Genomic DNA, 12,286 nt, shown 5'->3' on the forward strand with positions numbered 1-12,286 from the left:
TAGTTACTTCCTTTTTGTAATTATAAATTCAAGATACGCTAAGTTATTGACCACTGCAATTGACATATAAAAAAGCCGAGCATCCAGGGGGCTCGGCTTTTGAGTGTACATCTAAAACAAATTAATTCTTGCTGATAAGTACCTTGACGTTGTTACGGTCAGGCCCAATCACAGCAAAGGTGTAATTTCCTTGCTCTGCAATATTCAGTGTTATATTCGCACCGACGGCTTCAAGTAAGCTTTGTTCGCCCACCATCAATACGGGTGATTCACCTACACCACCATAATCAACGGTGCTCCAATCTTCTGAGGCTATTTTAAATTCATAATCGCCAGCCGCTAATTCAAGCGACGTGCTATACATCGCATTGCCTTGATACATAAGCGGATTATCAGTACCCCATCCGTTTAAACTACCACGTAAATAAACTTGTGTATCAGCAAACATTTGCGCATCAAATACACTCAGGGTTGGCTCATCTAAGTTACTAGCATCAAACACAAATTGGTAATCACCATCACTGGCAATATCCATCATCATGTTTGCGCCTTTAACAGCGAGTAGCTTCGCTTTAGCAACGGTAACCATGGCATCTGATTCACCCGAGCCAAAGTCGACCGTGCTCCAATCTTCAGAGGCAATTTTAAACTCGTAGCTGCCTGCGCTAAGTGTTTTCGTAAAGGTGTAAATGCCTTTACCTTGGTACATTAGCTCATCACTTGTACCCCATTCATTTAAACTGCCACGAACAAACACGGGCGTGCCTACAAACGGCTCTTCGTTATACACCTTAAGTGTTGGACTCTCTTTATCACTAGCATCAAACGAGAATACATACGTCGCATCTACCGCAGCAGTAAAGGTCATATTTGCCCCACTGCGTGTTAAAGACTCTGCTTGGTTTTCGATGACGTCTTTGTCAGCATCTGACAAGGCGCCAAAATCAACAGTAGCCCAGTCCTCTGATGCTATCTTAAACTCGTAATCACCCGCTGTAAGTGTAATAGCAACACGGTATTCACCGCCGCCCACATACTCAAAGCTATCCGCTGTGCCCCAGTCATTCAGGGTGCCTCGAACATAAACTGTGGTACTACCAAATGGCACAACATCCGGTGCACCAACCGTTGCATTCGCACTGAGTCCAGCACCTTGTGTATCACCTTGCGGTTTTACAAACACCGCCATAGTGTAAGCAGGTACAGTAAACGTACCATCGACTTCACTCGCTGCAAAGCTAGCCCCAGACATACTGCTATCCACACTGTCTTTTAGTAACGGATGCAATTCAAAGCCAGCCGCTGTTGGCACTGTATGTGAAAGCGTTTGCTCTGTTGCGTTAACCATCACCACGAGCGCATCAAATTGCGCATCTAAGTCATCAAGGCCTTGCCCATCATCCAAGCTCATCACGATTAAGCCGTGTTGCTGGTTTTTACCTACATTATGAAAACCGACACGGTCAATAACTGCTTGCTCAGTTGTTAATCTAAATAACGGACTCGCGCTTCGAATAGCCAAGAACTCTTGGAATACATCACCTGCATAGGCAATATCTTGTGGCATTGCCTGTGCATCTGCATTAGCAGAGATAGGCATAATTTCAGACCATTTTTCTTGGTTCTTCTCTGCGTTAGGTAAACCAATGTTCCAGTTATTATTCTCTTTGGTTAAATCAACAGCATTAAACCAATCACCCGCATTATAACTATCACGATCCATTGACTTAGAACGCAGTAAATCAGCGCCCAGTTGCATAAACACAATGCCTTGGCTCATAAGTGGAATAGACAATGCCATGTTGTGCGCACGCACGCGCTGTTCAATACTCATGCTTGATGCATGCTTGTATTGCAACTGATCCCACAGCGTTTCATTGTCATGCTTTGATACATAGTTAATGCTGTCTGCTGGGTCTAACGCGTAAGCCGTTGGCTGCGTGTTCCAGCTAAAGCTGTTACCTTTTGCTGAATTACCTTTAAAGTCTTTAAGAATGTAATTTTGTAAGTTGCCCGCCAGCGATAAACGCAGAGTATCTTGCTCTGCGAGATTACCATCTGTCGGGTTGTTACTAAACATCGCCCCACCACGCACGGCTTCACGAATACGGTCGTTAAATGTGCCAACCTCTGAGCCAGCCATATCTGCCTGCTTAGCTTGGGTGAATAAACGATTGTTAGCTACTTCACCAAAATCCCAGCCTTCACCATAAAAATAGTTATCAGGGTCGACAGCCTGCACTGCTTCACGCGCAGCTAATATGGATGATTTAGGCATATGCCCCATTACATCAAAACGAAAGCTGTCATACCCAAAATCTCGAGCAAGAATAACCATTGAATCACTAACAAACTTATCCATCATCACATGTTCAGTCGCTGTGTTTTCACAACAGGTTGAACGCTCTATCGCGCCTGAGACCTCGTTGTAACGGTGATAATAACCAGGCACCAGTTTATCAAACACTGACTTTTCCCAAATGCCAGATGACGTTGTGTGGTTGTACACCACATCAAGTACCACACGAAGCCCTACTTCTTGCAGTGATTGCACCATGGCACGCGTCTCTTTAACGCGAGCAATGCCTTCGCTGCTTGATGCATATGACCCTTCTGGTGCGATAAAATGGTGTGGATCATACCCCCAGTTAAAGCCATCTAAATCACGCATCGCACTGGCAAGTGCTTGTGCATCATCTGAACCGGGTAGGTAACTTTGCATAATATCGACAATGGTGCTGCTTTTATTTTCGATTTTACACGCATCCGCTTCATCGTTGATACGCTCACAAAGCTTTCCTAGCGTATCTGTGATTTCAACACGTTGCTCAGTGTCTTCTTCAATAGTGCCAATATCTGTCACAGGGAGTAAATGAAAGTGCGTTAAGCCTTTATCAGCTAATTGTTTAAGGTGCTGCATTGGCACGCTTTCAAGTTCAGTGAATGCTAGGTATTTACCACGGTTTGCTTCGCTCACTGACTGATCGCGAACACTGAAATCACGGACATGGCCTTCATAAATAATCGCATCTTCTGGGTTAGTAATCGTGGGCACGATACGCGTATCCCAGCCTTCTGGTTTAGTGTCGTCATCGCTTAAGTTGATCAGTTGTGAATAAAGCCCATTACTCGATACATTGAGTGAGTAAGGGTCGGTACTCCATAAGCTTTCAATTGCTTTAGTGGTTGGATGATAAACATCAAACGCAAAACGGAAATAATGACGATCGTATTTACTGTCCAAACTGATAGACCAAATACCGGTGTTGCTATCAAAAGTCATCGCACTTGTATCAACTTGCGTTTTGTCAGCATCAAAAATCGTGATCATCATGTCATTCGCAGTCGGCGCCCATACTGAGACATCGATTGCGTTGTTATTATAATGCACGCCAAGCATCGCTTCGTTCGCGTCACTTTCGCCTACCGTGTAAAGTGCATCAAGTGCTTTAGCTGTTTGTACGAAGGTCGCTTCAAGTAATTTTCCGTCGACGTCGTACCCTGCCAATACTAACTGCTGTTTGATTAACTGTTTGGCAGCATCAGCATCCCAATTACCTTGATATGCTGTCCAATCGGCTAGATGAGGGACTTTTGCTACCTGCTCATCGCTCAACTCAGTTACAGTCAGTTCAACCGCTTCACCATTTAGCCCAGTGTCTAAATCAACCACTAGGTCCGCAGTTGCAGATGAGTGTAACTTAATAATTTGTGCGAGATCGCTACTAGGCTTATACAGCACCGTATTTAAGTCAATCCAATGTGCTGATGCGCCATCAATCGCAACCGGGCGTTCACCTAGGCTTGCAACTGGAAATTCAAAAACTGAAGGCTCACCATCAAAAGTAAAGTTCATACGTACAAAGCGTTCATCGTCTTGCATCAATGGCATGGTTAAATCAACATCACCATATGCTTTACCATCGCCATCCGTACCAATGTGAACAATAAAGTTAGCACATTCGGAGTAACCTTCTTTTAATGCCACAATCCAATATGCACCATAATTTGGGTCGATACCGTTGTATTCGTGACCATTTGCCCAATCCGTTGCATCAAATGGCGGCGCATAGGCATCACAACTATCATTGTTCCACGAATGTAGGCGGTAGCCCTCGTATCCTTCATTTTCTGGACGTTTATAAAATAAAATAGCCTCACCTTCGCCTGCAAATATCACAGGGTCGGGTAAATCAGGGTTATAACCATTGATGCAACTTTCGTTATTTGCATCTGGAAACAGCGGTGCATCACAAGAGATAGGCTCTGGGTCAACACATTGTGTGCCAGCCGCATTAGGGACTTGCGGTACATCACAGGTCAGTAATGCTTGCCCTGCTTTTACATCGCTACTGCCTGCGCCACCGCAGCCAAAAAGTAACGTTAAACTCACGGCCAACAGCACATGAGTCATTTTAGTTATTATGTTCATTATTCGTGCTCCAATTTGCTATTAGTGACTGTAGGTAAAACCTAAATAAACCTGACGCCCAAAATATTGGGTTGTCCCGGTGATACTTTCATTGCCAAAGTAACTCTGGGTCGGTTCATCGGTGAGGTTATTGACCTGTAGCAACATGCCAAATGAATCAGTAAATTGGTAAGAGGTTTGAAAATCGACCACGGTTTCAGCATCGAAATTTACTACCTGCTCGTTAATAGCCACTTGCTCTGATACAAAGTCCGAGCGGTAACGCACATTGAGGCGAGTTTCAAAGTTATCTAGGCTATAAAACAAGGTGCCGTTTAGTACGTTCTTTGATAGCCCAGGCAAACCTTGTGTCATCGTTTCGCCACCTAAGCTGGTGATTGATTCAACTTCACTCTCTGTGTATGAGTAGCTACCGTTAAAGCCCAAGCCATTAAACGGCGCTGGCAACGATGAAAATACCTGCGTATAAGCAAGCTCAATACCGCGAATATAGCCACCGTTAGCGTTATTAACCGCTGTTGTGTATGTACCGTTGGTGGTCGCTACTTGCTCACCACTGACCGGGTTTTCAATAAAGTCAGGCACATTGAAGCCATTGCCTTTAAAGTCGAACCCTTCAATAGCGATAGTATCGATAAATGAATCAATATTTTTATAGAACGCAGCTAAGACCAGCGCCCCATCTGACTCATCAAAATAATGCTCATAAGACACATCATATTGATCAGCGTAAAATGGCTTTAAGAATGGGTTGTTGGTGCTTGAACCATTAATTTTACCACTGGTTTTATCTGCTTGTGCGCTGGCATCCCCTGCTAAGCGATTAATAGGTGGACGCGACATTACTTTCGCAGCAGCAAAACGCAATTGCGTGTTGTCAGACAGCTGGAAGTTTAAGTTCAGTGATGGCAGATAATCAACGTAGTCGGTACCCAACACATTCGGTAAGTAGTTTTGGTTCACAATACCGATACTGTCAGTAATATTTTGTGCACCGAGGGCTAAATCACCATTCACATTTTCTAAAATAGTGGCCGATTGATCCGTATCTACACGGCGAACACCTATGTTACCCAGAACTGGCATACCGCCAATTTCAGTATTGATATTCAGCATTGCATAAGCTGAAAACACTTCTTCATACACTGAGCCACTTTGCAGCATAGTCCACGAATAGTTCGTGGTATAACCTTGTGGATCAACTACGCCGTCCGCATTACCCCACGTGGTAACTGGTTGAGGAACACCTTGCGGGAACCAGGCGTTCAAGGCTTTGTCTAAGTCAATCGCCAAATATGATGGGAAGTAACTAAACTCGCCCTGCCAATCAACAACATCAACCATATCATCGGTTAATTTAAGTGGCGGCTCGCTTGCAGAAAACGCGCCATCATCACCGTATTCAAACACAGACCGATTATTGCTGTATTCACGATCTGAATAACGCGCACCAAACTCAACAGAACTAAACACGCTATTTTCAAGTTCATATTTAAAATCTAGACGATACGCTTTAACTTCATCTTCATTTTTAAAAGGATAAATACCGTACTTACTAACCATCACACGATCGATATCACTAAAAGCAGCCGCTTGATTAAAGCCAACATCAGGTAAGTTCAGCCCGTTTAGTTGATAGTTTATTGATACGTTATTATCAAGAACAGGCTCTTGTGCGTTGGCATCTTCTGCCACTAATGCCCACAGCAAGCCATTACGGAAATTACTTTTTGCGCGTGATAAAGACACGTCCATATTAACGTTTAAACGATCAGTGACTTGCCAATCTGCATTGATTCCGTAGCTATCCACTTCATCAAAGTCTTGATTGTCATCATTGACAATTTCTACTCGCGTGTAACTTTTTGAAGTGCGGTTAACTGACGCACCGATGACTGAGTTGCCTTCTAATTGCGCATTCGCATAGCTGGCGCTTGGACCGCCTAATTTAACCCGAAAACCACGGGCAAACGACTCCGTATCAAAGCGAGATAAAAACACATCACTTTTTAACTTAAAGTTATCTACCGGTGCCCATTCAATGGCAGCCATGTAGCCATTTCGGGTTTCTTCACCGCCTAAATGCTGAAGCTCAAAGCCTTCACTGATGTATTCGTTTTCAGGTTTAAGCTCGGGACCACCAGTGTCATTTGCGAGGCCATCAACATCTTTATTGTCGTTGTAAGCAAGGCCGATAAACTGGGTTGCAACACTCGGTTGAAATAAACGGGCATAACCCAACGCAACACCTAGAGTGTCATCAAGGTATTTACCTTGATACGAAAAACTAATTCGGTCGCCATATTCTGTGGCATCATTGACCTCTGACGCGCGGTCATTAAACATACCGCGAGCATTCACCACAAACTTATGTTTTTGATCATTGCTTAATGGGCTGGCTGTTTGCAGCTCAACAGTACCTGCAACGCCCCCTTCAATAAGCGATGCTTTAGGCGATTTATACACTGCTGCGGAGCTAATTAGCTCAGAGGGATACTGATCAAACTCAATGCTTCGGCTACCACTGGTTGAAACCTGTTCTCGGCCATTTAAAGTCGAAAATACAAAGCCTCCCGACATACCCCGAATGTTGATTTCCGCTGCTTGCCCGCCTGTTCGGACCGCTGAAATACCCGGCAATCGAGTCAATGCATCAGCCATTGATACATCAGGCAATGCGCCTAAGTCATCAGCTGATAACTGCTCTGAAACAGTATCTGTAAAACGCTTTTGGTTTAGCGATTGGATTAAACTACGACTAAAACCACGTACCTCAATGACTTCGAGATCTTCTTCTATCTGTGGTTTCTCTTTACTCGTTTGCGCCTCACTCTCAGCTGCAGCTAATGCACTGCTTGCGGCAAACATTGCGAGCATTAATGCACTCAGTTTGAATTTCCCCATGAGCTTCCTACCCTATTAATATTATAGTTGTGTGCTGTTTATTTATAATTTGTGGATAAAATAAAACCAATAAAGTGTAACCAAAAAGTAAATTAAGTGTGATGAATACGTATGCATAAGCACAGGCAAGGAAGAGAGAAAAGCATGAAGCAACGATAGCTTCACTGCAATGGATGGCAAACCTAAAATAGTGGGTTGATTATCCGCTGTCACAGCACACGTAAAAGCGGTTAGGAAACGCGACCTAATTTGATTTTTAAGATGAGTGTTTTAGTAAAAGCTAAACCGCTAGTACGACACGAATTGCCAGTGCGATAAAAACGATTGCCAGCGCCTTATCGAGCCAAGGCGAGGGTTTTGTGAAACCAAAGCGTTTTCTTGATAGCTCCGTTAATAATGCGACAAGTAAGTACCAACCCGTGTCGATCACAAAGACGGTTAAGCACATGATCAGCCCCATTTTTAGGGTTAAATTAGCGGGGTCGATGAACTGAGAAAATAAGGCGAGAAAAAACACGGCCAATTTAGGGTTTAAAAAAGCAATAGCAAAACCATCTTGTAATGCCTGTAGTGCGTGACCACTTTGCTGAGCCACATGTAGTTTATCAGTCGCGGGTTTAGCTAATAGGATTTTAAGACCTAAATACGCTAAATACGCTGCGCCTAAATACACCAATACTTGATAGACCGTAGGTAATTGAAGCATTAGTGCGCCTAGGCCAAGTAACGATGCTGCGGCATAAAACCCAACACCAACACCATGACTAAGTGCCGCTAACATGCCGTTTCTCATACTGCCATGAATACTATGCTTGAGTACCACTGCGAGGCTTGGCCCTGGTGACATTGCTCCCATCATGCAGATAACAACTAAACTTAACCAAACGGATAATGTCATTGATATTCCTTATAATTCTACATTTTCAATCAGTTATATGTAAGCATAAACTTGGCCGTATAGCCCTGTTGCAGCGTTCACATTGATGACTTTCCAGCCATCTTGGTTTAATTGATAAATCCGCTCATTCAGTGCGTCAATATCAATACCGCCTCTAAAAAAGCCACGGTGTTTTCTAAATTCTACTATTTTCTGCACAACGTGCTCATTTATAATTGATACTCGAAGTCATAAAAGTGAGTCCCCTCTTCAATGCGGATCACCATTTTACCTTTCAACCCGGCAAGTTCATTACTTCCAGAATCCGGCACTACATTTAAAATTAAAGCGTCTTGGCCTTTATCCATTGTACCAAAGTGTTGTAATACAAAGCTGCCCTGCTTGCCACCAAGCGACCCAACAACTTGTTCAATTGCCACATAACCCGCACTTCCTTGCGTTGTCGTCATTGCGCTAAGCATTTCACCTTGGCTCGTTGCCTCAAGATCACCGCTAAAGATTTTATCAATTGACATACGCCCTAGATTTACACCATCAATGCCTTTGGCGTAACTTTCTATCGGGTGAAGTTTAACGCTAAATTGACCGCTTATTTTTTGAGTTTCCATCCGAGTCCTTTATTGATTTTTAACTGCAGTTATTGAATTTATGAGTAACGTGACCATATCTATACCTTATCCATTGAAAAGAATCCACCATGAGCAGTCGCAATAACGAGCAAAAAGAGAAGGCCGCTTTTAGCAGCTTGATCCCGATTTTTAAATTTATAAAACCCTATAAATGGGTCGTTTTTTCAGCGCTGGCGGCATTACTTGTTACTGCTGGCGTTAATTTATCGCTCGGCCAAGGTGTTAAATTTGTCATTGACCATGGGTTTATCGCAGGCTCACAAGCACAACTTAAGCAAGCCGTGCTCGTGCTGATTGGCCTGATAAGCTTATTAGCAATAGGCACCTTTAGTCGTTTTTATTTAATGTCGTGGATCGGCGAGCGCGTCAGTAATGACATTCGTAAAGCGGTATTTGATCGCATTGTCACACTTCATCCGAGTTACTTTGAAGAAAATCGCAGTGGTGAGTTAATGTCTCGTTTAACCACTGACACGACATTATTACAGTCCATCATTGGTTCATCGTTTTCGATGGCATTACGCAGTGCGTTAATGCTGATAGGCGGCTTAGCCATGTTATTAATCACAAATCTCAAGCTAACCTTAGTTGTGATTACCTGCGTGCCATTAGTGCTAGTGCCTATGATGGTTTTTGGTAGAAAAGTACGTAAATTAGCGAGCTCCAGCCAAGATGCGATTGCTGATATCAGTACTTATGCCGGTGAGATCATTCAAAATATTAAAGTGGTACAAAGTTACAGCCATGAACAACGCGAACAACAGGCGTTTGCACTTGAAACGGATAAAGCGTTTGCTGTGGCGAAGAGCCGCATTAAACAACGTTCATTCTTAATTGCCGCCGTCATCTTTTTAACGTTCAGTGCGATTAGCATCATGCTGTGGGTTGGCGGGAATGATGTGCTTGCAGGCACGATGACAGGTGGTGAATTAGGCGCTTTTGTATTTTATGCGATTATGGTTGCAATGTCAGTGGCGACCGTTGCTGAAGTGTATGGTGAACTACAACGTGCAGCAGGAGCTGCGGCCAGGTTGCTTGAATTACTAGCGGTGAAGAGTGAAATCATTAATCCAACGCATCCACTGGATGACACGTTAGATGCGTATCCCGAGTCGGCTGCGATTGAGCTCAGTAATGTGACTTTTAATTATCCGTCTCGCCCTGATGTCAGCGCATTGAAAAACGTTTCATTGCGTATACAGCAAGGGCAAACAGTCGCGATTGTTGGGCCTTCTGGTGCAGGAAAAACGACGCTATTTGAACTACTGCAACGTTTTTATGACCCTGCCAATGGCGCCATTAAATTTCATGGTATCGATATTAAAGATTTGTCACTTAAAACACTTAGAGACAGTATGGGTATGGTTGCACAAAACCCTATTTTATTTAGCTCTGATGTTATGCACAATATTCGATATGGCAATCCAGATGCCTCTGATGAGCTCGTCTATCAAGCCGCTAAATATGCCCATGCGGATGAGTTTATTACCAGCTTGCCAAATGGGTATGAAAGCTTCTTGGGGGAACAAGGCGTGCGTTTATCAGGCGGTCAAAAACAACGGATTGTGCTTGCTCGAGCAATATTAAAAGACCCTGTAATATTACTACTTGATGAGGCAACAAGCGCGCTGGATGCACAAAGCGAGCAACATGTTCAAGCCGCACTTGAGCATTTAATGCAAAACCGAACCACGTTAATCATTGCGCATCGTTTGGCGACAGTAAAACATGCGGATGTGATTGTTGTCATGGAGCAAGGCCAAATAATTGCCACTGGCTCACATCAACAGCTTATTGAATCTAACCCACTTTATAAGCAGCTTTGCGAGCTGCAATTTAATAAAGATTGAAGGGTGACCGCACGCTGTGCGGTCAAATATGCTCAATCATTTTTTTGTGTTCGGGACTATTTGAATCTCAACACGGCGGTTTTTTGCGCGACCATTAGCACTGTCATTACTCGCTATAGGCTGTGTTTCACCATAGCCTCGTGTGTTAATACGCGTTGCTAAAATTTGCTGATTAACTAAATAACCTTTAACGCTTTGTGCACGCTGCTCTGATAGCGTCATGTTATAGCTATCTTTACCCGTGCTGTCTGTATGACCTTGAATACTTAAATACGTTTTTTCATATTTATTCATCACTTTTGCAATAGCATCGAGCGTAGTATGAAAACCAGATGAAATGTACGATTGATCCGTGGCAAAGGTAATATTAGAAGGCATCACTAAGCGTAAATTATCACCCTCACGCACCACTTCAACACCAGAACCTGCCAGCTCATCACGGAATGCTTCTTCTTGCTTGTCCATGTAATCGCCCACAGCGGCTCCGGCTAATGCACCAATTGCCGCGCCGATAAAAATGCGCTTGTCATCATGATTGCCTGTTGCTTTACCAAGTACAGCCCCCGTAGCAGCGCCAATTGCAGCACCCGTACCCGTATTTGTGGTTTCACAACCGGTAAGTAGCACACCGATGATTGTTGCTGATAACAGCGATTTAGTTAATGCCATGGTATTTCCTTGCCGTTGAATTCTATTGGGCAGCAGCTTAACAAGGGTTCCATGAACAAAAAATGAAGTAAGTATTAAAAGTCCAGCACTTCTGGGGGGATGGGAGGCAATTTATAGGGGGCAACAAGCTGACTTAACTGACCACTTTTAGCCATCTGCTGCATTTGAAGAGTGAGTGCCTGTGCAATCACGCTTGATGCAAATTTTTTATTAAATGCAAGGTAGCCAAAGATAGTGTCTTTGTAGCGGTAATCCATTTTAACTAATTTATTAGAGGGTTGATTCAGCACACTCATCGCATGATCCGCCGTTTCTTCCACCGCGATGACTAAATCAGCTCGCTCTTTGAATAATAAATCCATTGCAGTTTGCTCTGAAGGCACGGGAACTTTAATTAAATCATTATCCTCATTGAATCGTTTAAAGTAGGCTGCGCCTCGCATAACCGCTATTTTTTTGCCATAAAGATCTTCATAATTTGTTATTTTCAACTGGCTTTTATGACGCGCATAAAAAACAAATGACGATGATAAAGCCATATAAGCGGGCTTAATAAACACCATTTTTTGCTGGCGTTCGGGCGTTAAAATTAACCCCCCCATCGCATCAACCTCACCGTACTCTAACATACGTATACAACGAGAAAACGGACAGCCCACTAATTCAATTTTGAAATCTAGCTGCGTTTGCATCGCGCGAACAATATCGACGATGGCACCACTGATTTCACCATCAGGACTGATTTGACTATAAGGAGGCGCATGATCCACAGCGATTGACACGTTAGGCACTTTCGCACGTACGTATGGGTCTGCCGCCTTTAAACTAGGCGATAAAAAGAAAAAAATAATGAGAATATAGCCAATAAATTGCATAGCTGATTAAATTTAATTAAACCTTTATT

8 protein-coding genes are annotated in these 12,286 nt (G+C 43.4%); 1 reads left to right on the forward strand and 7 read right to left on the reverse strand.

Annotated elements, in window-relative coordinates; genetic code table 11:
- Positions 1-121: 121 nt before the first annotated feature.
- From ATS75_RS15780 to ATS75_RS15795, 5 genes are all read right to left on the reverse strand, one after another.
- A complete protein-coding gene (locus ATS75_RS15780) occupies positions 122-4,432 on the reverse strand; it encodes an alpha-1,6-glucosidase domain-containing protein (RefSeq protein WP_058561386.1) in 4,311 nt (1,436 codons plus the stop codon).
- A gap of 21 nt (positions 4,433-4,453) precedes the next feature.
- Positions 4,454-7,336 carry a TonB-dependent receptor gene (locus ATS75_RS15785; RefSeq protein WP_058561387.1) on the reverse strand — a complete coding sequence of 961 codons (2,883 nt, stop codon included), beginning with the start codon at positions 7,334-7,336 and terminating at the stop codon, positions 4,454-4,456.
- Between the two features lie 280 nt (positions 7,337-7,616).
- Complete coding sequence (locus tag ATS75_RS15790; RefSeq protein ID WP_058561388.1) at positions 7,617-8,234, reverse strand: LysE family translocator; 618 nt, start codon at positions 8,232-8,234, stop codon at positions 7,617-7,619.
- A 33-nt stretch (positions 8,235-8,267) separates the two neighbouring features.
- The gene (locus ATS75_RS20515) at positions 8,268-8,432 is read right to left on the reverse strand and encodes a hypothetical protein (RefSeq protein WP_201020974.1); all 165 of its coding nucleotides are present in this window, start codon (positions 8,430-8,432) and stop codon (positions 8,268-8,270) included.
- An 11-nt stretch (positions 8,433-8,443) separates the two neighbouring features.
- Entirely contained in the window at positions 8,444-8,842 is a 399-nt protein-coding gene (locus ATS75_RS15795; protein ID WP_058561389.1) for a DUF3224 domain-containing protein, read from the reverse strand.
- A gap of 89 nt (positions 8,843-8,931) precedes the next feature.
- On the opposite strand from ATS75_RS15795, the gene ATS75_RS15800 reads away from it, so the two are divergent.
- Positions 8,932-10,713, forward strand: coding sequence for an ABC transporter transmembrane domain-containing protein (locus ATS75_RS15800; protein WP_058561390.1), 1,782 nt, complete (start codon positions 8,932-8,934; stop codon positions 10,711-10,713).
- Positions 10,714-10,749: 36 nt separating this feature from the next.
- On the opposite strand, the gene ATS75_RS15805 is transcribed toward ATS75_RS15800, so the two are convergent.
- Both ATS75_RS15805 and ATS75_RS15810 read right to left on the reverse strand, forming a co-directional pair.
- Entirely contained in the window at positions 10,750-11,382 is a 633-nt protein-coding gene (locus tag ATS75_RS15805) for an OmpA family protein (protein WP_058561391.1), read from the reverse strand.
- A 74-nt stretch (positions 11,383-11,456) separates the two neighbouring features.
- Positions 11,457-12,257, reverse strand: coding sequence for a substrate-binding periplasmic protein (locus ATS75_RS15810; protein ID WP_058561392.1), 801 nt, complete (start codon positions 12,255-12,257; stop codon positions 11,457-11,459).
- Between the last annotated feature and the right edge of the window lie 29 nt (positions 12,258-12,286).

The sequence above is a fragment of the Pseudoalteromonas sp. H105 genome (assembly GCF_001469215.1).
GTDB lineage: Bacteria > Pseudomonadota > Gammaproteobacteria > Enterobacterales > Alteromonadaceae > Pseudoalteromonas.

Coding starts and splice junctions, on each gene's coding strand:
- ATS75_RS15780 (WP_058561386.1), bottom strand. CDS start 4,432: ATGAACATAATAACTAAAATGACTCATGTGCTGTTGGCCGTGAGTTTA.
- ATS75_RS15785 (WP_058561387.1), bottom strand. CDS start 7,336: ATGGGGAAATTCAAACTGAGTGCATTAATGCTCGCAATGTTTGCCGCA.
- ATS75_RS15790 (WP_058561388.1), bottom strand. CDS start 8,234: ATGACATTATCCGTTTGGTTAAGTTTAGTTGTTATCTGCATGATGGGA.
- ATS75_RS15795 (WP_058561389.1), bottom strand. CDS start 8,842: ATGGAAACTCAAAAAATAAGCGGTCAATTTAGCGTTAAACTTCACCCG.
- ATS75_RS15800 (WP_058561390.1), top strand. CDS start 8,932: ATGAGCAGTCGCAATAACGAGCAAAAAGAGAAGGCCGCTTTTAGCAGC.
- ATS75_RS15805 (WP_058561391.1), bottom strand. CDS start 11,382: ATGGCATTAACTAAATCGCTGTTATCAGCAACAATCATCGGTGTGCTA.
- ATS75_RS15810 (WP_058561392.1), bottom strand. CDS start 12,257: ATGCAATTTATTGGCTATATTCTCATTATTTTTTTCTTTTTATCGCCT.